The organism is Larkinella rosea (genome assembly GCF_003858635.1).
In the GTDB taxonomy this organism is placed as follows: Bacteria; Bacteroidota; Bacteroidia; order Cytophagales; family Spirosomataceae; genus Larkinella; species Larkinella rosea.
The window spans coordinates 270456-291463 of the sequence record NZ_RQJO01000008.1 but is presented as its reverse complement, the minus strand read 5'-3'; the positions used below and the strand labels follow the sequence as shown (position 1 = coordinate 291463).

Sequence of the window (21008 nt, the reverse complement as noted above, 5' to 3'; positions counted from 1 at the left end):
CCGGCTGTTTCGGAACCGGGTTGGGGTTGGTTAGAATTTGGGGCAGGAAAGCTGTTTGCGGGCGTTGCGATTTTTGGGTTTGCCCGGAGGCCAGTTTTCAAAGGTGTATGACAAGGAGATTTCGTGCGCCCCCCCGCTGCCCGGCCCAAGCGACGAAATGGTGGCGTCGTAACTATACCCGATCGAGAACGCATCCTGACGAAAACCGACCAGCGCAATCAACGATTCGCGATTTGTCACACTCGGCGCGTATTTTTTCAGCGGCAAACCGCGGTACCACAATCCAACGACGATGGGCGAATAGGTCATGTAAACGCCCAGATCCAACTGATCGTATTTGCCCTGATAGCGGTAATTGATGGCCGGAGAAATCGTTTTTTCACGATCCCATTCGTCGCCCAGGCCGGTGAAACCCGCGAACGGAATCCGCAAACCGGCGTGGATGCTGCCTTTCATTGGCAGACGGCTTTCGTCGCTCAGCACAAATACACCCTGATTGGGCCGGCTGAGGTGGTGAGCCGCCACGCCAATCCAGTACCAGTCGGAATAGAGCAAACCGCCGGTTGAAAAATCGAGGTAGCGCAGTTGCGGAGAACCGTTGGCCACCACCGGGTCGGTGGTTGGATTACCGGTAAAACCGCCATTGTTATATTGATCGCCAAAGGTGAGGCCAAACCAGTTGATCGAACGGTTTACGTAGGAACCCTGCACGCCCAGCCGAACAAACGTTTCTTCGGCCACTTTAATCTGGTAGGAATATTGCAGGCCGATATCGGTGGAACGAATGCGTCCCTGGCCCTGGTTGTCACTTTGCAGCATCAATCCGACACCACTGTTGTAGCGTTCAAAATAATGATCGACGCTCACCATCGACGTGACGTAGTTGGTGACGGCGGGCCATTGATTCCGGTAATTGACAGTTACCCTCGGTGCCAGTGCCGAACCCGCAAACGCCGGATTCAGGTACAAAGGAGCCGCGTAGAACTGGGAAAATTGCGGATCCTGTGCCCAAACCGTTCCGCCGATCAGCAAGCCAAGGAGAAGAAAAATGTAACGTTTTAACATAACTGTATCTTTAAGCAAACAACTTGCCAAACTGGTTCGGATAAAACACTAACACATAAACGTTTTTTTGCCGTAAAATTGCACTTGGCGGGATAGATAAAGGTAGTTGCAAATGATAAACGATGAATGGTAACTTATAAAATTTTTATAGCTGCCCTTTCGTTTACAATAACGTACTGCCCACCTCAACTGTTATGCATACTACCAGAAGCCGGGCCGGTATTTACTTGATTTTTTAGCAGCGAATGACAACCTATACAGGAATGGTACGGCGGTTGGGATGGATGCTTCTGTGTTGGGGGCTGTTGGTCGGCATGGCCCATGCGCAAACGACCGTGCAGGGTATTAAGGTAAGTGGAAAACTGTGCATCGCGGACCCGACCTGCGACTCGGGCGTTATGTTTGAAGATACGGTGCCCAACGTGCGCTCCCGGACCTGGACGTTTGGCGACGGCGCTTCCGGTCAGGACACGTCTTCGGCGGCCAAGCCCAAACATTCTTACAATACACCCGGCACGTATACGGTGACACTGACCCGAACCATGCAGAATGGTTCGACGCAAACCGCTTCGAGACAGATTACCATTGGTCTTCCGCCCACCCAGTTTCAGAACTGGCGGACGGATACCATGTTGTGTAACGGGCAGAAAATAACCCTCGATCCGTATCCAAATGGCGCTCCGGCGGGAGCAAGTTACCTTTGGTACCCAAAAGGCGACACCACCCAAACCATTCAGGTCGATAGCGCCGGCTGTTATTCCGTCGAGGTCTGGATTGGTTCGCAGAAAGACAAATCAACTGTCTGTTCCATCGAAAACCGCATCAACGTGCAGGTCTGCGGGCAGCAACCGCAACAACAGGGTGCCAAGTGGTATTTTGGGAATAATGCCGGGATCGACTTTTCCGGCGGTAGTCCCAGCCCGCTGGACGATGGAAAACTGAACACCATCGAAGGGTCTTCGTCCATCTCCAACACCAAAGGTCAACTGCTCTTTTACACCGGTGGGGTTCTCATTTACGATAAAAACGGGAACCTGATGAAACCGCTCAATCCGGCCGATACGGCCCAGTTGCAGGGGAGCCAGAATTCGACCCAGTCGGCGCTCATCGTGCCGCAGCCCACCTGTAAAGGCTGCGAATACCTCTACCGGGTCTACACGACTTCCGAAATTAATGGGAAGAAAAACCTGACTGTCAGCGTGGTTGATATGCGGTATAATCAGGGAATTGGGGCCATTGTTGAGAAAAACACGCTGGTGGATTCATTGACGACGGAGCGGCTGGCGTCGGTTCGGAACGATCGGGACACCACCTACTGGGTTATTTCGCACGATTACGGTAACAACAAGTTTCAGGTTTATCACATCACAAAATCCGGTGCGGAAGGCCCGGTCGAGTATGCCCTCGGAATGCCGCACGATACGACCACCAAGGGCGAAGGGTACATGAAAATCGGCCCGGCCGATACGACCGGCAACGGAAACCGCCCCATCGCCGTCGTAGTGCCCGGCCCACCGACGAACTACGTTGAAACCTTTACGTTCAACGATTCGACGGGCGTCATGACCGCCGGACCATCCATCAACATTGGCCCCGCGCCCCCGAAAGCCTACGGGGTGGAGTTTTCGCCCGACGGCTCGAAACTCTATGTTACCTTACAGGGCGATACGGCCCATGCCTCCCAGATTCTGATTTATGACCTGACCACTCCGGACCCGGCGGCCATCGAAGCGTCCAAGACGGTTTTGGATAGTACAAAAACGCGGGAATACGGAGCTTTGCAGATTGGGTCTGATGGCAAAATTTACGTGGCCATCAAAAATGGGAAAAGCCTGGGGGTCATCGAAAATCCGAACGATGAATTACTGGCTCCCGCAACCTTCGACCCCAATGGCCTTAATCTGAACGGTCCGACCAGCCAACTGGGTTTGCCGAACATGGTCGCCAATTTTAACGAACCGTCGAGTTCACCCGGTTTTTCATACGCCGACACCTGTGCCGGTTCGCCTACCCAGTTTACGGCCACACCCCGCTGTTCGCCTTTAAAAGATAATTATACCTGGAACTGGGGCGACAGCAGCGCACCGTTCAGCACAACAGCCACGCAGGCAACCCATACGTTCCAGCAACCGGGGGTATATTCCGTTAGCCTGCGCATTGTCACCATGCGGTCGGATGGCAGTATCTGTAAGGATACATTGATAAAGCAAGACGTAACCATCGTTAAAACGCCCGATCCGATCAATCTGGGACCGGATATAAATGAATGTAAAAACACCACAACACTCGATGCCAAGGTGGAGGCTGGTGTGTATATCTGGCTCCGAAATGGGCGGGTTTTGCGAGGGTATAATGAACGAACATTAACCGTGACGACTCCGGGAAAGCCAGGGTACAATGGTATTACGCCGGGAACGTTTGTGGTTATTGCGGCTAATGGCGGTTGTTTTTCAAGTGATACGATTCGTGTCACACTCCGAACCCCACCACGTTTCAGTTTGGGGCCTGATACAACGCTTTGCTTAAACAGCTCATTAACGTTAACCGCCCGCGGAAACGGCTGGACCAGTTTCAAATGGAGCAACGGTTCGACGGAACGGACAACGACGATCAATAAAGCGGGTCAGTATTCGGTTATTGTCGGCGATATTAACGGTTGCGAAAATACCGATACGCTGGCCGTGGTGGCTTTACCAAAACCGGCCGTTACGGCCTTCATGACGCCACCCAGCGGTTGTACGACTACCGACGGCAGCATCCGGCTCAGCGTCGGCTCGGCCACGGTCCGGCGGTTTGAATGGAGTCTGGCCGGGCAGCCGGTTGGCGACACCACGGCCTTGTTGTCGGGCATTCGGGATGGTGAATACACGGTTCGGATCATCAGCGATAACGCCTGTACGGTCGATACGACGCTAAAGCTCCAGTCCAGCAACAGCATTGAGGTCAAAGCCGATCCGCAAACCGCCCTGTGTACGGTTCCGCAAAGCGGTTCCATCCGACTGACGGTGGTGAAGGGGCGACCGACGGCGTTTATCTGGCGGGATGCCGACGGCGTCATCGTCGGGAACGGTTCGGGCCTGACTGGGATCAACGGTGGGGTGTACACCCTGGAGGCACGTGATACCGGCGGTTGTCTCGATACATTGAATAACATCCGCGTTCCGGTCGATACCACCGGTTTTGTGTCGCTGGGCCCCGACCGAGGAAAATGCATTGGCGATACCATTCAACTGGCTTCCCTGATTCAGACACCGGGCGATGTGTATCAATGGAACACTGGACAGACGACACCTTCAATCAACGTCACAACGGCCGGCCCTTACCGGTTGACGGTGCGCAATTCGATCACGGGTTGCCGGGGTTCCGACGAAGTAGTGGTTACGTTTAACGCAAAACCGGTCGTCGAAGCCGGTCCACCGCTGGAAATTTGTGCCAACGCACCCGTACTGACGCTCAGTGGTGCAACACCTCTCGGTGGGGTCTGGACGGGTCGGGGTGTCGATAATGCGGGGCGGTTTACCCCCGCCGATAGCCTGGCGGGTCCGAATCCAATTGTACTGACGTATTCGGCATCGCAGGGTGGTTGCGTGGCCATTGACCGGAAAATAGTCTTTGTTCAGCTGCCGCCGACGGTGAGGCTGGGGCCGGATACCACGCTTTGTCCATCGCCCACGCTTCAACTGGCGGTACGAGACGCATCGCCGGGCGCGACCTTCCTCTGGTCGACGGGCGCCAATACATCGTCGATTCACCCGACGCAATCGGGTACGTATTCGGTGGTGGCAACGTCGGGCGCCTGTACAGCATCCGATGAAGTGAAACTGACCTTTTTGCCCTTGCCAACTTTTGATCTGACGCGCGAAGTTCCGTTGTGCGTGGGCGATAATGGAAAAGCCACGTTGCAGGTGACGGGAAATAGCTCGCTCACGTATTTCTGGCCCCATTCCGGCGACAGCACCCCGCGCATCACGGTTCTGGAAGTGGGGCGGTATGCCGTTCGGGTGACGGGGGCCAATGGCTGTGCCGTGGTCGATACGGCGGTGGTGGTCGATAAGTGCGAACCCCGCGTCGTTATTCCGGATGCATTTACGCCGAACGGCGATGGCAACAACGACTTGCTCGATGTGTTCACGGCTTACGTGACGGATTTTGAACTTCGGGTATTCAATCGCTGGGGCGAAGTTATCTTCGTATCGAACGATCCGGAGCAGAAATGGGACGGCAATTACCGCGGCCAGGCGTATCCATCAATGGTTTATGCGTACACCGTAAACTTCAAAAGTCTGTATTATCCCGATCGTCCGAAAGTGCTGAAAAGAGGCTCGATTCTATTGGTTCGATAGCGGAAGTTTGCCCGAAAATTCGTATATTTGAATGAAATCAGAACTTGTTTAAGTAGTTGAAAATCAAGTTGATTTAATACGTAAACAACAAGTACATTCATTCAAATACCGATGCGGAAAGATATTTTAAAAGGGACCAATGACGGTATGACGTCGACCGAAAAAGAAATCGAACGCGCGTTACGTCCGTTATCGTTCGAAGACTTTACGGGGCAGGCCAAAATACTCGAAAACCTGCGGATTTTCGTAAAGGCCGCTCTCCAGCGCGGAGAAGCGCTGGACCATGTGCTGTTACACGGTCCTCCGGGGCTGGGCAAAACCACCCTCTCGCACATTGTGGCGAATGAGCTGAATGCCAACATCAAGATGACTTCCGGCCCGGTGCTCGACAAGCCCAGCGACCTTGCCGGTTTGCTGACGAATCTGCAGGAAAACGACGTGCTTTTTATCGACGAGATTCACCGGCTGAACCCGGTGGTGGAAGAATACCTCTACTCGGCGATGGAAGATTACAAAATCGACATCATGCTCGATTCCGGCCCGAATGCCCGTACCGTTCAGATCAAGCTGAATCCGTTTACGCTGATCGGTGCCACCACCCGCGCCGGTTTGCTAACCTCGCCTTTACGGGCCCGGTTTGGTATCAACGCCCGGCTGGAATACTACGATGCAGCTTTGCTGACCACGATTGTAAACCGCTCGGCGGCCATTCTGGGAACACCCATTGAGGAAGAAGGGGCCTATGAAATTGCCCGCCGGAGCCGCGGAACCCCGCGGATTGCCAACAACCTGCTTCGCCGGACCCGGGATTTTGCCCAGGTAAAGGGAAAAGGTGTCATTACGGTTGAGATTGCCGAAATCGCCCTGCGTGCGCTGGACGTTGACCAAAATGGCCTGGATGAAATGGATAACCGCATTCTGACGACGATTATCGATAAATTCAAAGGAGGCCCGGTTGGCTTGTCGACCATTGCAACGGCTTGTGGCGATGAAGCCGAGACGATCGAGGAAGTATACGAACCGTTTTTAATTCAGGAAGGCTATTTGAAGCGAACGTCGCGGGGAAGAGAAGCAACTGAGAAAGCGTACAGACACCTGGGAATTGTACCCGTTTATCGGGACGGGGAGTTATTCTCCTAGAGAAAAAAAAAGGGAAGCTGTGTTGCTTCCCTTTTTCACTAAACCATGATTTTACTTCGGTAAATACAATCAATAATCTCGGCAATTGAACTGTCTACCAGAAAGTAATAGATGTTTTTGCCACTTCTGCGAATTTCAAGAATTCCTTTGTCGCGCATGTTAATCAGGTGATGCGAAATCAACGATTGCTCGGCGTTCAGATTCTTGTAAATGGTAGAGACATTCAGTTCCTTGTGTTCATTCAGCATCTGAATGATTTTGATACGCAAGGGATGAGCGACGGCCTTCAGTACGTAGGCGGCTCGCTCAATCTTCTTTTCATCGTTAAGTACGGTTTCTTTAGTCATGATTCTTTGTGCATTTTAGGTGCGTAAAGTAACTGAAATTTAGTTATTTATACATGATTAGCAAAAAAATATGCACAACAGGATAGATATGTTAATTTATTTAAAAAGGGTCTAAATCCCGCAGAATTTAACAGACATTTACGGGGGTTGGTTTTGCCCTTCTTCCGGCCTATTTACGTCCTTTCCAGCCAATCAGGAAAACCCCGAACAACACCAGCAACGTACCCAGGAATTGGTACAGGGTGATGGTTTCGTCGAGAAACGTGGTGGCCAGAATAATCGTAAAAATAGGGCCGATGCTGGCGACAATGGACGCGTTGCCGGAGCCGATGCGCTTGATTCCCTCGGCAATGAGAAAGGTTGGAATTACGGTAACCAAAACCGCCATCAGGAGGGCCAGCTGGTAGACCGGTGCCGGAAACCGGAACAGATCCAACCCATTGGCAATCAGGCAGTGAATAACAATGACCAGCGTGGCCACAATCATGGCGTAACAGGTATACCGCTGGGAACCCACCCGGGCAATCATCGTATCACTGCCGACCAGATAAACCGCGTATACCAACCCGCTCAGGATAACCCAGAATGCGCCCAGAAAAACATCTTTTTGCTGGCCGGAGCCGATGTTCGGAACAAAGGCCACGATGATGCCGGAATAGGTCAGTAAAACCGCCAGGAGCTGCAACCGGTTGACTTTGCGGCCGTAAATCACCACCCCGAGCAGGAGAACAAATGTGGGGTAGACAAACAATAAAATCCGTTCCAGGCTGGCCGTAATGTAGACGAGTCCGAGGAAATTCATGTAACTGGCAATGTAATACCCCATAATCCCCAGCAAAGCCAACATTAGCCAGTTCCGGGTGGATAACTGAACTGGCGGGAGCCGCTTTGACAACTTCAAGGCGATGAAAACATAAAAGGGCAGCGCAAAAACCATCCGCAACGTCAGCAGCGAAATGGTATCGATCTGATACTGGTAAGCCAGCTTGATTAAAACACCCTTTAATGCAAAACAAAACGCTGCCAGAAAAACCAGCAGCGCTCCGATCCAATACGTTGTCCGTGAGGACGATGGGGGCTGTAAACCCGTCATTTTTGTCGGAAAAATATCGTTATCGGCGCTCCGTCGAATCCGAAATGCGCCCGAAGTTTATTTTCCAGAAACCGCTCATACGGTTCTTTAATGTATTGCGGCAGATTGCAGAAAAACACAAACGTCGGCGAGGGCGTCGGCAACTGAATCATGTACTTGATTTTGATCAGTTTACCTTTCGTAGCCGGGGGCGGATAATTCAGGATTTCCGGCTGCATGGCGTCGTTCAGCTTCGAAGTTGGAATTTTTTTGGTCTTATTCTCATAGACTTCCATCGCTTTTTCCATCACCTGAAAAATCCGCTGCTTTTCCACCACTGAAGCGAAAATAATGGGCAGATAATCAATCGGCGCCAGGCGTTGTACGATTTCTTTCTTCCACTGATCGGCGGTTTTGGAATCTTTCTCGATCGCATCCCATTTGTTGACCATCAATAATACGCCCTTTTTCGCCCGAACCGCCTGCCCGATAATGTTCATGTCCTGTGCTTCCAGACCACGGCTGGCATCCAGCATTACGATAACCACATCCGACTCTTCCAGGGCTTTCAGTGAGCGCATCACCGAGTAAAACTCGATGTTGTCTCTTACTTTCGCCTTGCGCCGGATTCCTGCCGTATCGGTCAGAATAAAATCCTTGCCAAAAGCGCGGTAGTGCGTATCGATGGCGTCGCGGGTGGTTCCGGCAATGTCGGTCACAATGCTGCGTTCTTCGCCGATCAATACGTTCAAAAACGACGATTTACCCACATTCGGGCGGCCCAGAATGGCAATGCGCGGAATACCGGCGTTGGGATTTTCGACGCCATCATTGGGGAAATGCTTCACGACCTCGTCCAGCAAATCGCCCGTACCTGTTCCCGTAATCGACGAAATCGGGAACGGATCGCCCAGACCCAGGGAGTAAAATTCGCCGACCGAATTCTGGCGCAACACGGTTTCGGACTTATTAGCCACCACGATGACCGGTTTTTTCGACCGGCGCAACACGTCGGCAAAATCTTTGTCCATATCGGTCAGTCCAGCCATGTTATCGACCATAAACAAAATCACCGAAGCTTCGTCGATGGCAATCTGCACCTGTTCCCGAATCGATTCTTCAAAAACGTCATCCGACCCGACGACATAACCACCGGTATCGATGACGGTAAAATACTTCTCCGTCCAGTCGGCATAGCCGTAATGCCGGTCGCGCGTCACGCCCGGCTGATTATCCATAATGGCCTGGCGCTGTTCCACCAATTTATTAAACAGCGTCGATTTCCCGACATTCGGGCGGCCCACAATTGCTACAATATTTGCCATAACTTCATTAACATGAGGAAAGAAGGAGCGAATAAGGCAACGCAGAAGAAAAGGGAAGGGTTACAACCCGTTCCGTTCCATTTTTTTCCGGTTCTCCCTTCGGCTTACCTTCGGTTAATCTTCGTACCCAAACCGTTTCAGCGCCCGTTCTTTCGTACGCCAATCGGGTTCTACTTTTACGTATTGTTCAAGGAACACCTTCTTGCCAAAGAAGCGCTCCAGTTCCTCCCGGGCCATAATACCCGTTTTTTTAATCATTTTACCCCCTTCACCCAGCAAAATCGCCCGTTGAGTAGCCCGCTCAACCAGAATTTCGGACTGGATCACGATGATATCGTCTTTTTCTTTAAAACCAGTAATGACCACTTCGCAACTGTAAGGGACCTCTTTTTTGTAGTTCAGGAAAATTTTCTCGCGAATAATTTCGGAAGCAAAAAAGCGTTCGGGCCGGTCGGTGAGTTCGTCTTTCGGGAAATAAGGCGGATGCACCGGCAGGCGCGTCACAATGGCTTTAAATACGTGCTTGATGTTGACCGAGTTGAGTGCCGAAATGGGAATGATGGCTTCGGATTTGAAGCTCTCGTTCCAGTACTTGATCTTCTCGTCAACCTGTTCCGGAGTTGCCAGATCGATTTTATTGATGAGCAACAAAACCGGTGTCTGCGTCTTTTGAAGCCGCTCGATCACGTCATCCTCGTCGTATTTCTCGAAAATGTCGGTCACGAACAGAATCACATCGGCATCTTCCAGCGAACCGCGCACAAAACTCATCATCGATTCGTGCAGGCGGTATTGGGGTTTGATAATCCCCGGCGTGTCTGAATAGACCAACTGAAACTCCTGCCCGTCGTGCACCCCGTTGAGAATGCCCATGATGCGGTGGCGGGTAGTTTGGGCTTTTGAGGTGATAATAGAAAGCCGTTCGCCCACCAATTCATTCATCAGCGTCGACTTGCCGACATTCGGTTTACCGATGATGCTGACATACCCGGCTTTATGGTCCGGGGCATACGTTTCATTTGAACTATCCATGTAATTGACAACCAATGACTACCGAAAAAAATCCCCTCCGGGCCAATTAATTTAGCGGGAGGGGTCATTTTTTTTCACAAAGGTAATTGTTTTTTATGAAAAACGCCTTACCTTTGCAGTCCCAACATCGCGGGATGGAGCAGTTGGTAGCTCGTTGGGCTCATAACCCAAAGGTCGCTGGTTCGAGTCCAGCTCCCGCTACTCAAGAGGACAGGTCATACGAAAGTATGGCCTTTTCTTTTTTATAGGCTTCCACGGATCCCAAAACCCAGCTCGTCACAATTTGACCCGCAACTAACCGCCCGGCTTCATTTAATTCTGTTAAATGTCTACCTTGTCTTCGCCTGGATTATCCGGCCATTCAACTTGTTTGATGGCCATCCGGGAGCTTGTTTTATGGAGGCAACTGAAAACGTAAATCTTACGCTGGCCCAGAAAGTCCGGCTGGCCGCCAGTGTGTTCGCCATTTACTGGCCACTTCGCTTTTACATCAATTTATACGCCCCCAACTGGGATCTCTTTCGGGCGATGTGGTTTGTCTGGTTGCTGGAAATCCCCATTACGATTGGGCTTTTTACGTTCTGGCTCAGCATCATGGAGTGGCTGGAAAACCGCTTATACAACCACCCGGGACGCCTTTTCCGATTGGATAGCAAACTTCCGGTTCAACTCGCTACCCTGCTGATTGCCGGTACGCTGTCCGTCGGGTTTGACTGGGCTTTTTTCGGCGCACTGCGTCAGATGCGGGGGCGCTTCGACAAAACTGAAAACCGGGGAGCCGTCTTGCAACCCGATTTTGCCCGTACCAACGGGGAGCCTGTCAACCGAACCTTTTTCGAACGACAACGACGGCGGAAAGCAACGACCGCCCTGACCATCATGGCCTTACTGATGGCGTTTTTTTTAGCAGCCAATCGACGCGGGGATCAGGTAGTCGCCGAATTACGGGTAAATGCCGAACAGCTGAAATGGGAAGCCTCCCAGGCGCAGTTTGCGGCCTTAAAAAACCAGGTAAATCCTCACTTTCTGTTCAATAGCCTGAGCATTCTGACCGCCCTGGTGGATATAAACCCTAAATTGTCCATTCGGTTTATCAATTACCTGTCGAAAGCCTATCGGTATATTCTGGACCAGCGGGAACTCGAGCAGGTCAGTCTGAAAACGGAACTGGAATTCCTGGAAGCCTACTGTTTCTTATTGAATATTCGGTTTGACGATAAACTGCAAATTGTCAATACACTTACGGCGGGAGAAGCCACCCGGTTTGCCATTGCTCCCTTAACCCTGCAACTCCTGGTGGAAAATGCCGTCAAGCACAATCAAATGTCGGGTGAACATCCACTAATCGTTTCGATTACGATTCAGGACGATTATCTGCTGGTCAGCAATCCGATCAAGTTGCGCCTGCCCGATGACACATTCACCGAAACATCGACGGGCGTCGGCCTGGAAAATATTACCAATCGCTACCGATTGCTCACCGATCGCCCGGTACAGATCAACCATTCGGATCAAACCTTTGTCGTTCGTATTCCCTTATTACCATGAATGTAGTCATTGTTGAAGACGAATCCCTCTCCATCCAACGGCTCGAAAGACTTTTAAACGAATACGATCCCACCATTCAGGTCATGGGCCTGATTCCCTCCGTTGCCAAAGCCATCGAGTGGTTTCAGAAGCAATCCCCGGCCCAGCAACCCGACCTGGTGTTTATGGATATTCATTTGGAGGATGGCAGTGCCTTTCGCATCATTGAAAAAATCAACCTCCTGATTCCGATTATTTTCACAACGGCTTATAATTCCTACGCCATTCAGGCTTTTAAGGCGAATAGCATCGATTATTTGCTCAAACCCATTGACGAAGCGGAACTGACGGCCGCCATTGATAAGTTCAAATGGACGCAGCAAAGACAGGAATCCGTCGTGGCGGAACAAGCTAACTGGTCATCTTTGCTGAGTTGGCGGGAGGGTTCCGGTAAAGCGCCCTTTAAAGACCGGTTTATGGTTACGGTCGGCCCCAAGGTGAAGAGCATCGAAGTCTCTCAGATTTCGTACTTTTTCTACGAAGAAAAAACCACCTACCTAACCACCAAAGATGGTCAGAATCTGGTGGTTGAATACAGCCTCGATAAAATTGCCAGCTTACTGAATCCCCACGAGTTCTTCCGGGTTAACCGTGCCTACCTGGTTTCGCTGGCTTCCATCGGATCGATCCACACGTATTCAGGCAGCAAATTTAAGCTGGAATTACAGCCTTCCGCCCGCCATGAGGTATTCGTCAGCCCCGATCGTCTGAGTGATTTTAAAATCTGGCTGGGGAAATAAGCGACATTTTTCCGCTAACGGCTTCGCTTTCGACCTTCAAAATTTGACATTCAACCCCAAAAATTTGGCCTTCGACCCTTCTATTTTGGTTCGCGAGCCATTACCCCTCACTTTTGCCCGGAAATACCGATTGGCGGTTTCCTGCTGGAGCCAGGAGCATCATCAGGGCCTGATGGGATTACCAATTAGTTGGGCCGTTCATTCTATACCCTTTACCTGAATGGCTAAATCAGGCATCATGGACGAAAACCGCCGTTCCTTCGGAATGATAGATAACATTCTTTTTAATAATCGAGAAAGTAATACAGTCCCGGCAAAATTTGCCGGGTTTTGTTTTTTAAGAAGGAAAGAGTTAGATAAGAGGGTAAAGACTCGTAACGAGAGCGGTTTTGCTTTTGTCTCTATTTTCTTGGCTACCCTCTTTTGTCTTTTAAAAACTTAAGAAATCCCGGATCAGCTTGAACGTTTTGGTGGGTTCTTCAATGAAGGTATTGTGGCCGCTTTGTTCAAACATGACAAATTGCGCCTGGGGACAAAAGGTTTTATACTGCACCATCATCCAGGGAACCGCCACCCGATCAAACCGTCCCGCCATAATAAGGATGGGCATTTTCAAGGTTTTCAGAGCCGATCGGTAATCGAATCGCCCAATATCATTGCCGACGGTAAAATCACCGTCTTTGCCCACCAGTTGGTAATATAGTTTCGTATTGTATCGATTCGGGTACGGGGCGCTTCGCGGTCCTGTAAAATAGGTGGGATTATAGGCATAAAAAAACTCATACGGCACGCGCCCGTAGACGGCCTGATGCAGTGAATCGCTGGATTGATACCCCTGTTTGCGAATCACCATCAGCGTATCCCAAACCTCCGGGTAGTTCGTTTTTATTTCCCGGTTGTAATTGTCGTCATTTTCCTGCCACATCGCGTGACTATGAAACGGCGCAGACAGCAGCAAATGACTGACCCGATCCGGGTATTGAATCGCGTAGCCTTGTGCGACAACCGTGCCGTACGAATGACCCAGAACGTTTATTTTCTGAAAACCCATCGCCTTGCGTAATCCTTCCAGGTCATCGATATCGCGTTGCAGGCTGTATTCTTTCACATCCTTCGCCGTATCCGACTTTCCCCGGCCAAAACCATCAAAATAAATGAGGGTGCAGTTGGTATACAGTGAATCAAACCGTCGTAAACCCGGATGTGTACCGCCCGGCCCGCCCGGAATGATGAATAAGGGGTCGCCAGTCCCCAAACGCACGGTCCAGATTTTAGCCCCGTTGACGGTGTAATATTTGCCATCGGTTCGGCTATCTGGAAAAGTTTGTGCCAATACACCATGAATCCCGATAGCAAAGATGGCAGGAACCATCGTCAGATAGACTATCCATTTCATCGACTAACCCGTTTCTTTCGCGATGCGAGGTTTCAAACGCTTTTACGGCATAAAGCTTGGACTATTTATCGCCCTAAGCTAGTCAGAATGTATAACTGGTCGGTTTGGACGCATAGTGAGCGGAAAGAGGTTAGACCAGAGCATAGAGACCCATTACCACAGCGGTTTTGCCTCTATTCTCTTGTCTAACCTCTTTTCGCTCAATGAAACTTACTTTGCCCGACCCATCGTCCGGTCCAGCTCGACCGACGCGGTCAGGAAATCATAGATGGCTTGCAGGTGATTGGATTTGGCCTGGGTTAACGAAAATTCGGCATCCGACAGGTCCAGCCGTGACGCAATGCCCTGTTTCCAGCGGTCGCGGGTGATGCGATAGCCCAATTCCGCCACGGCCACGGTTTGCCGCTGGGTTTCGATGCGCAGCCGGGCTTCTTCGACGTTGGAAAGACCGATTTTCACCTGCGCGCGAACGACTTCCTTCAGATTAACCAGTTGCGTTTCGCTTTGCTGGCGGGTAATCACCGCCTGCTGAATGCGGGAAACCGCTCGAAAACCGCTGAAAATGGGAACGTTCAACTGCAACCCGACGTACGAACTAAGTGGCCAGCTATACTCCGCCAGCTTCAGATTGTTGGCCTGTGCCTGCGATTGAATCAGGCCGATGGCTGATAGTTTGGGCGCACGTTCGGCGGTTTGCAATGCAATTTGCTCGCGGTTCAGTTTTTCTGTCAACTCCAGCCGGTGTACTTCCGGCCGGGCCTGAACGGCTTCAAAAAACGCATCGGTTCCGGGCACGGCAAAAACCGGTTTTTCGGCGTGCAACGAATCCTGAAGGTCGATCACTTCCTGTTCATCCAGTCCCATCGTCCGTTTCAGAACGGTTTTCGTAATTTCGACCTGACTGTTCAGCCGAATGATCGTGGGCCGCAGGTTTTCGACCGAGACAAACGCCCGCAACGTATCGACCCGCGAGGCACGGCCCTGTGCCAGCAGCGACCGCGAATCTTTCAGCACCTGTTCATTCCGCACCAGACTTTGCTCCTGAAGCCGCAGTTGTTCCTGCGTAATCAGCACGTCCAGATACGCTTTTTTGACGTCGGTTATCACTGCCGCCCGAACTTCATTCAAGGCTTCCGCCGATGCGTTTTCATAAATCTGCGCGGCCCGAATTCCGGACCCGATCCCGGCCTGAAACAACGGTTGCGACACGGCCACCCCGCCCACAAACGCGTTCGATCCGCCGACGCGGAACGTGGCCAACTGGTTTTCACCCAGTCCGACGAAACTCCCCGGCAAAAACGACACCTGTTTCTGGGGAAAATAGAGGTATTGCGCCGAAGCCGACACCGTTGGCAAGGCATACCCGCGCGCTTCGCGGACTTTCTGGGCCGACTTGGTGGTTTCCAGGTTTGCCACCTGCAAATCCCGGTTTTTCTCCAGCGCCAGTTTAACGGCATTCTCCATCGTCAACGGCCGAACCTGCGCCAGCACCGGTTTTCCGGCGGTCAGGAGAAATGAGATGGCAATTGTATATAAATACGGTTTCATGATTTTTAGTTAATCAGTATATGGATTACGGTTTATCGTTTACGGTTTTCAGTAAAATGCTATTATTCAAACAAATAACCCCTTAACTGAAAACCGTAAACCGACACCCGGTTTCAGACCAGTTCCAGAACTTCTTCTTCCGTCTTTTTAGGAACCCGCGAGAAGTACGAATAAACGGCCGGAATGATGTAGAGCGTCAGCAAACCGGCGAAGAGCAAACCGCCGACGATGACCGTTCCCAGCGAATTGCGACTGTTTTCGGTGAGGGCAATCGGGATCGCGCCAAAAATCATGGCCAGACTGGTCATTAGAATCGGGCGGAACCGCGAGGCCGCGGCTGCTTTGGCGGCTTCCAGGGTGCTGAGTCCCTGCGCCTTACCGTGGTTGGCAAACTCGACGATCAGAATCCCGTTCTTGGTGATCAAACCGATCAGCGTAATGATTCCGATCTGGCTGAAAATATTCAGGGTTTGCCCGAATAGCCAGAGACTCAGCAACGCGCCCGTCATGGCCATCGGCACCGTCAGCAGAATGATAAACGGGTCGATCAGGCTTTCGAACTGAGCCGCCAGAATCAGGTAAATCAGGACCAGCGCGAAGATAAAGGCATACAACAGACTCGACGAGCTTTCCGAAAAGTCCCTCGATTCGCCCGCCAGTGAGGTTTTAATGCTCGGTGGAAGTACTTTTTTAGCAATCCGGTTCATTTCTGCCACACCATCGCCGATGGTTTTTCCGGGAGCCAAACCGCCCGAAACCGTCGCCGAAATGGCTTGTTCATACCGGTAAATAGCCGCCGGACTGATGCTTTCGCGGAACGAAACCAGGTTGTCGAGCGAAACCATTTCGCCGGTTCGGGTGCGGACATACATCGACTTCAAATCATAGGGCGTATCGCGTTCCTGGCGTTGCAGTTGCCCGATCACTTCGTATTGCCGGTCGTTGTAGATAAAATAACCGTATCGCTGACCGCTCAGCGCCAGTTGCAAACCGCGCGCGATTTCGGCCACGGAAATGCCCAACTCGGCGGCTTTGTCGCGGTCAATTTTCAACACCAGTTCGGGTTTGTTCACTTTCAAATCCGAATCGACAAACCGCAGAACTTCGCTTTTCCGGGCTTCAGCCAGGAATTTGGGTAATACGTCGGTAATTGCCGCCAGATTCTGGGCCTGCAAAACGTACTGAACGGGTTGCGCCTGACCAAACCGGCTGCCAATGGTGGGCGGCTGCACCGGAAAAACCAGTACTCCTCTGAAATTCTGCGCATTACGGGCATAAATCTGGAAAACATCGGCCTGGCTCGTGGTTCGCTGGTCGGCTTTTTTCAGGAACGTGTTCTGAATCGCGAGATTGACCGGGGCCGGTGGCCCGAAGGTCAGGGCCAAAATCGAATACGTCTGGAACAAACCGGGGGTGGAATCGACCGAAAATTTGGCGATTTCGTTCATGTACTTTTCGGTGTATTCATACGACGAACCCTCGGGCGCCAAAACCGCCAGACTGATTTGCGAGCGGTCTTCCAGTGGGGCCAGTTCCGACGGCAATTGCTTGCCAATGATATAGATCAGCGCGAATGTGGCCGCCAGCGCCACAAAAGCCATCCAGCGAAACCGCAAAAACCAGCCCAGCGATTTTTCATACCCCCGGTTCAGCGACACAAAAAACGGTTCGGTTTTGCGGTACAGCCAGTTTGGTTTTTGCTGCCGTTTCAGTAAATACGCACTCATCATGGGCGAAAGCGTCAGGGCGACAAACGCCGACACCAGCACCGACCCCGCCACGACAATGGCAAATTCCTGAAAGAGTTTGCCGGTAATGCCCGGCAGAAAAAGGATCGGCAGAAAAACCGCTGCCAGTGTAATCGTGGTCGAAATCACGGCGAAATAGATTTCCGACGACCCTTTAAAAGCCGCCTGAAGCGGACTCATGCCTTCTTCTACTTTGGCGTAAATATTCTCCAGCACCACAATCGCGTCGTCGACCACCAACCCGATTGCCAGCACCAAGGCTAACAGTGTCAGGATGTTGATCGAATAACCGGCTGCGTACATGATGAAAAAAGCCGACACGATGGAAACCGGAATCGCCACCACCGGAATGATGGTTGAACGCCAGTCGCGGAGAAAAATAAACAGAATCAGAATCACCAGTCCGAAAGCGATGAACAGGGTTTCTTCCACTTCGGAAATGGAGTCCCGGATGGGTTCGGTAAAGTCTTTGCCAATCGTTAATTCGTAATCCGCGGGGATTTCTTTGCGTAATTCTTTGAGTCGGCGGTAAAATTCGTCGGCAATCGCGACGGCGTTGGCCCCCCGCTGGGGTTCCACAAATACGCCAATGACTGGCGAGTTGCCTTTCAGGCTGTTCAGGATGGCGGTTCGCTCGTTTTCCGCGCCCAGTTCCGCATACCCAATGTCCTTAAACCGGACGATGGTGTTGCCTTCCTGCTTGATAATCATGTCGTTAAAATCCGACTCTTTCGTCAACCTGCCCAGCGTCCTGACGGTCAGCTCGTTCTGGTCACCCTCGACGCGGCCCGACGGCAAATCGACATTCTCGTTGCGCAACGCCCGTTCAATGTCCGAGGGCGTCAGCTGGTAAGCCGCCATTTTTGACGGGTCGATCCGCAGCCGCATGGCGTATTTTTTCTCTCCGGCAATCCCCACCCGCTTCACACCCGGAATCGTTTGCATCCGTTCTTTGATAAGCGTCGAAGCGATGTTGCTGACTTCCAGAATGGTACGGTTTTTACTTTCCACCGCCATAAAGATGACAATGTCGCCCGCATTCGCTTTTTCGACAATCGGCGCATCCACATCGCCGGGCAATAACCGCCGGGCTTTGGTCACTTTGTCGCGCACGTCGTTGGCGGCCGCTTCCAGATCCGCATTCAGATTAAACTCGACGGTGATGACGCTGGCGGCTTCGCGCGAAACGGACGAAATGGTCCGAATGCCGTTGGCTTCCCCGATAGACTCTTCCAGCGGTTTTGTAATCTGGTAGGCAATCACGTCGGGACTCGCGCCCGGATAGGTGGTGGTCACGGTGACAATCGGCGAATCCGTGACTGGATATTCCCGGATGCCGAGGTATGAAAATCCGACAATTCCGAACAAAATAATCAACACGGAGAGCACACCGGCCAGAACGGGCCGCTGGATACTAATTCCTGATAAACTCATGGCTGGTGGTTCAGTTTATGGTTCAGCGTTTCTAGTTCATTGATCAACGTATTGACTATAAACTATTTACTCTGAACCCTAAACTGGTTTCTGAATGGTTGTATTGGTATTTGATTTATAACGCGTAGCAGTATACGCAAGCAATTAATTCAGACTGGCGGCTCTTACCGGAACACCCGGTGCCAGCCGCAGCAGATTGGTCGTCAAAACCGTATCGCCCAACGACAATCCGTTCAGAATCTGGACGCTTCCTTTGGTGCGGCTACCGGTTTTCAGTTCCCGCTGCTCGGCTTTCCCATTTTTAAGCGCAAACAGCGAATAACCGCTGGCGTTCGGAATCAGCGCCTGGGTCGGAATCAGAATACCATCGTTGGTCGTATGAAGCGTAAACGCAATTTTGGCCGACGAGCCCGGAATCAGCTTGCTGCCCCGGTTTTCACTAATGGCTTTCACCAGCAAACTCCGCGTGTTCAAATCCGTTTTGGGTTCCGTCGCGACGACTTTTCCCCGGAAAGGCTGGTTGCTGTTTTCCGTCGTAAATTGAATTGGTTGACCAATGTGAACGGCCGACGCGTATTTTTCGGGAATCGTGAACGCGACTTCAACCTGACTAACGTCATTTAATGAAGTCAAAACCGTCGAAGGGGTTACATACGCGCCCACATCGACTTTGTTCAGACCAAGCTTGCCGGAAAAAGGCGCGCGGATTTCGGTTTTGGCCAGATCGACATCCACCATTGCCAATTCGGCTTGCAATACATTCAGGTTGGTCAGGATCTGGTCGTATTCCTGCTGATTGACGGCTTCAGTGGCCAGCAGTTCACGAAATCGTTTTTCGTCGATGCGGGCCAGTTTTTCCTGAAGCGCAATTTTTTTCTTTTTAGCCAATAAATCGGCGTCGTCCAGTTTAAACAAAACCGTTCCCTGGGCAACATAGCTGCCTTCGCGGGCGTAAATCCGGGTCAGTTTGCGGGCCACTTCGCTCACCAGATCGACTTCCTGATTGGCGGCAATGGTTCCTGTGGTTTGCAATTCGTCGGCGATGGTTTCCGGTTTGACCACGAAAATATCCGCCACAATCCGCTGATCGTTGACGAATGCCGCGCTAACCGTTTGTTTTTTGATCGGTTCCGCTTTATTTGAGAATATTTTGGGCGTAAACACAAAAAAGGCCACCGTCAGCACAAAAATGCCGACCATCAGTGACGTGGTGCGAATGGATGAGGTTTGCGATTCCATAGATGTAGTTCTTATCGTTTCAAAGTTTTATAACTTTCGAACTTTATTGTTCTATGATCATCGAACAATGTGCATTGCGCAATGGGTTCCATTGGTCCAAAAAAAAGAATTGAATTTTTTCGTTGCCATTATTCGTTGTAGTATCAATTGATGTAGCTACTCCTTTTTTGGCAGCGGCTACCGGCAAAAATGGAAAGCCTAACATGAAACAATACCAGCATCCCACTCCCGACCAGATTACGCTGACGGGCTTACTGCACGCCCTGAGCGATCCGGTTCGGTTGAATTATGTACAGTGTCTGGCCCGGGAATTGCGCGAGTGCCCCTGCGGAGCGATTCCGACGCCCGTGGCCAAATCGACGATGTCGCACCATTTGCGCGTTCTGCGCGAAGCGGGCATTGTGCGCATCCGTACGGAAGGCACGCAGAGTCTGACATCGCTGCGGTTGCATGAAGTGGAAGCCAAATTTCCGGGTGTTTTGAAGGCGGTTTTGAAAGCCGCTGACGAAGAAGGGCCAATCGGGCAGGAATCAAGCAAACCGGTTTTATAAAGCTAACGCATTCAGAATGAAGCTCATACTTTTATTCCTTCTGGGAATTGTATTTTGCTCGGCCGTTGTGGTCAATCAGGACAGTGAGCTTGAAAAAAGCATGGCGCGGGGCAAAGAGATTTATAATGAGAACTGCCTTAGGTGTCACATGGCCAAAGGCGAGGGCGTGGTCGAGACGTTTCCGCCCCTGGCCAAGTCTGATTTTCTGATGAAAACGCCCGAGAAAGCCATTCAGGCCATTAAATTTGGTTTGCAGGGACCGATCAGGGTGAACGAAGTGATTTATGACAACGCCATGCCCGAACCCGGTCTGGATGATCAGAAAGTCGCCGATGTGATGAACTACATCCAGAATTCGTGGGGGAATTCGTCCGGTAAAAAAGTGATCACGGTTCAGATGGTACGCGATGTCAAGGCGGATTGATAAACCCTTCACCAATC

Annotated in this window: 16 protein-coding genes and 1 tRNA gene; 8 read left to right on the top strand and 9 right to left on the bottom strand. The window is 51.4% G+C overall.

The window, feature by feature from the left end:
• Window positions 1-30: 30 nt before the first annotated feature.
• Window positions 31-1065: a PorP/SprF family type IX secretion system membrane protein gene (locus EHT25_RS10045; protein ID WP_124874021.1), complete on the bottom strand. Its 1035-nt coding sequence runs from the start codon at window positions 1063-1065 to the stop codon at window positions 31-33.
• 245 nt (window positions 1066-1310) lie between these two features.
• Between EHT25_RS10045 and EHT25_RS10040 the strand changes: the two genes are divergently transcribed.
• Both EHT25_RS10040 and ruvB read left to right on the top strand, forming a co-directional pair.
• Complete coding sequence (locus tag EHT25_RS10040) at window positions 1311-5408, top strand: PKD domain-containing protein (RefSeq protein WP_124874019.1); 4098 nt, start codon at window positions 1311-1313, stop codon at window positions 5406-5408.
• A 111-nt stretch (window positions 5409-5519) separates the two neighbouring features.
• On the top strand, window positions 5520-6548 hold the full coding sequence (gene ruvB, locus EHT25_RS10035) for a Holliday junction branch migration DNA helicase RuvB (protein ID WP_124874017.1): 1029 nt from the start codon (window positions 5520-5522) through the stop codon (window positions 6546-6548).
• A gap of 38 nt (window positions 6549-6586) precedes the next feature.
• On the opposite strand, the gene EHT25_RS10030 is transcribed toward ruvB, so the two are convergent.
• From EHT25_RS10030 to era, 4 genes are all read right to left on the bottom strand, one after another.
• Window positions 6587-6895: an ArsR/SmtB family transcription factor gene (locus EHT25_RS10030; protein WP_124874015.1), complete on the bottom strand. Its 309-nt coding sequence runs from the start codon at window positions 6893-6895 to the stop codon at window positions 6587-6589.
• 169 nt (window positions 6896-7064) lie between these two features.
• Window positions 7065-7988: a DMT family transporter gene (locus EHT25_RS10025; RefSeq protein WP_124874013.1), complete on the bottom strand. Its 924-nt coding sequence runs from the start codon at window positions 7986-7988 to the stop codon at window positions 7065-7067.
• Window positions 7985-9292 (bottom strand): ribosome biogenesis GTPase Der, encoded by a 1308-nt coding sequence (gene der, locus EHT25_RS10020; protein WP_124874011.1) that lies wholly within the window; start codon window positions 9290-9292, stop codon window positions 7985-7987. Before der ends, EHT25_RS10025 begins: the two co-directional genes overlap by 4 nt.
• Window positions 9293-9406: 114 nt before the next feature.
• Window positions 9407-10324 carry a GTPase Era gene (era, locus tag EHT25_RS10015; RefSeq protein WP_124874009.1) on the bottom strand — a complete coding sequence of 306 codons (918 nt, stop codon included), beginning with the start codon at window positions 10322-10324 and terminating at the stop codon, window positions 9407-9409.
• 128 nt (window positions 10325-10452) lie between these two features.
• Here era and EHT25_RS10010 point away from each other — a divergent pair.
• From EHT25_RS10010 to EHT25_RS09995, 4 genes are all read left to right on the top strand, one after another.
• A tRNA-Met gene (locus tag EHT25_RS10010) sits at window positions 10453-10525 on the top strand.
• 195 nt (window positions 10526-10720) lie between these two features.
• On the top strand, window positions 10721-11872 hold the full coding sequence (locus EHT25_RS10005; protein WP_124874007.1) for a sensor histidine kinase: 1152 nt from the start codon (window positions 10721-10723) through the stop codon (window positions 11870-11872).
• Complete coding sequence (locus EHT25_RS10000) at window positions 11869-12651, top strand: LytR/AlgR family response regulator transcription factor (protein WP_124874005.1); 783 nt, start codon at window positions 11869-11871, stop codon at window positions 12649-12651. The genes EHT25_RS10005 and EHT25_RS10000 overlap by 4 nt, the downstream gene beginning before the upstream one ends.
• Before the next feature lie 220 nt (window positions 12652-12871).
• Complete coding sequence (locus EHT25_RS09995; RefSeq protein ID WP_124874003.1) at window positions 12872-13093, top strand: hypothetical protein; 222 nt, start codon at window positions 12872-12874, stop codon at window positions 13091-13093.
• Here the strand turns inward: EHT25_RS09995 and EHT25_RS09990 are convergent.
• The 4 genes from EHT25_RS09990 to EHT25_RS09975 all read right to left on the bottom strand — a co-directional run bounded on the left by EHT25_RS09990 (window position 13082) and on the right by EHT25_RS09975 (window position 20016).
• Window positions 13082-14047, bottom strand: coding sequence for an alpha/beta fold hydrolase (locus EHT25_RS09990; protein ID WP_124874001.1), 966 nt, complete (start codon window positions 14045-14047; stop codon window positions 13082-13084). The two genes, EHT25_RS09995 and EHT25_RS09990, sit on opposite strands and share 12 nt — an antisense overlap.
• 210 nt (window positions 14048-14257) lie before the next feature.
• Window positions 14258-15595, bottom strand: a complete 1338-nt coding sequence (locus EHT25_RS09985) for a TolC family protein (RefSeq protein ID WP_124873999.1) — start codon at window positions 15593-15595, stop codon at window positions 14258-14260.
• Window positions 15596-15708: 113 nt separating this feature from the next.
• Window positions 15709-18777 carry an efflux RND transporter permease subunit gene (locus EHT25_RS09980; protein WP_124873997.1) on the bottom strand — a complete coding sequence of 1023 codons (3069 nt, stop codon included), beginning with the start codon at window positions 18775-18777 and terminating at the stop codon, window positions 15709-15711.
• A 144-nt stretch (window positions 18778-18921) separates the two neighbouring features.
• Complete coding sequence (locus tag EHT25_RS09975; protein WP_124873995.1) at window positions 18922-20016, bottom strand: efflux RND transporter periplasmic adaptor subunit; 1095 nt, start codon at window positions 20014-20016, stop codon at window positions 18922-18924.
• Between the two features lie 203 nt (window positions 20017-20219).
• On the opposite strand from EHT25_RS09975, the gene EHT25_RS09970 reads away from it, so the two are divergent.
• Window positions 20220-20567: an ArsR/SmtB family transcription factor gene (locus tag EHT25_RS09970; RefSeq protein ID WP_124873993.1), complete on the top strand. Its 348-nt coding sequence runs from the start codon at window positions 20220-20222 to the stop codon at window positions 20565-20567.
• A gap of 16 nt (window positions 20568-20583) precedes the next feature.
• Complete coding sequence (locus EHT25_RS09965; protein WP_124873991.1) at window positions 20584-20991, top strand: c-type cytochrome; 408 nt, start codon at window positions 20584-20586, stop codon at window positions 20989-20991.
• The last annotated feature ends 17 nt before the right edge of the window (window positions 20992-21008 follow it).

Coding starts and splice junctions, on each gene's coding strand:
- EHT25_RS09990 (WP_124874001.1), bottom strand. CDS start 14,047: ATGAAATGGATAGTCTATCTGACGATGGTTCCTGCCATCTTTGCTATC.
- EHT25_RS09995 (WP_124874003.1), top strand. CDS start 12,872: ATGGCTAAATCAGGCATCATGGACGAAAACCGCCGTTCCTTCGGAATG.
- EHT25_RS10030 (WP_124874015.1), bottom strand. CDS start 6,895: ATGACTAAAGAAACCGTACTTAACGATGAAAAGAAGATTGAGCGAGCC.
- EHT25_RS09980 (WP_124873997.1), bottom strand. CDS start 18,777: ATGAGTTTATCAGGAATTAGTATCCAGCGGCCCGTTCTGGCCGGTGTG.
- EHT25_RS09985 (WP_124873999.1), bottom strand. CDS start 15,595: ATGAAACCGTATTTATATACAATTGCCATCTCATTTCTCCTGACCGCC.
- EHT25_RS09970 (WP_124873993.1), top strand. CDS start 20,220: ATGAAACAATACCAGCATCCCACTCCCGACCAGATTACGCTGACGGGC.
- era (WP_124874009.1), bottom strand. CDS start 10,324: ATGGATAGTTCAAATGAAACGTATGCCCCGGACCATAAAGCCGGGTAT.
- EHT25_RS09965 (WP_124873991.1), top strand. CDS start 20,584: ATGAAGCTCATACTTTTATTCCTTCTGGGAATTGTATTTTGCTCGGCC.
- EHT25_RS09975 (WP_124873995.1), bottom strand. CDS start 20,016: ATGGAATCGCAAACCTCATCCATTCGCACCACGTCACTGATGGTCGGC.
- EHT25_RS10040 (WP_124874019.1), top strand. CDS start 1,311: ATGACAACCTATACAGGAATGGTACGGCGGTTGGGATGGATGCTTCTG.
- der (WP_124874011.1), bottom strand. CDS start 9,292: ATGGCAAATATTGTAGCAATTGTGGGCCGCCCGAATGTCGGGAAATCG.
- EHT25_RS10025 (WP_124874013.1), bottom strand. CDS start 7,988: ATGACGGGTTTACAGCCCCCATCGTCCTCACGGACAACGTATTGGATC.
- ruvB (WP_124874017.1), top strand. CDS start 5,520: ATGCGGAAAGATATTTTAAAAGGGACCAATGACGGTATGACGTCGACC.
- EHT25_RS10005 (WP_124874007.1), top strand. CDS start 10,721: ATGGAGGCAACTGAAAACGTAAATCTTACGCTGGCCCAGAAAGTCCGG.
- EHT25_RS10045 (WP_124874021.1), bottom strand. CDS start 1,065: ATGTTAAAACGTTACATTTTTCTTCTCCTTGGCTTGCTGATCGGCGGA.
- EHT25_RS10000 (WP_124874005.1), top strand. CDS start 11,869: ATGAATGTAGTCATTGTTGAAGACGAATCCCTCTCCATCCAACGGCTC.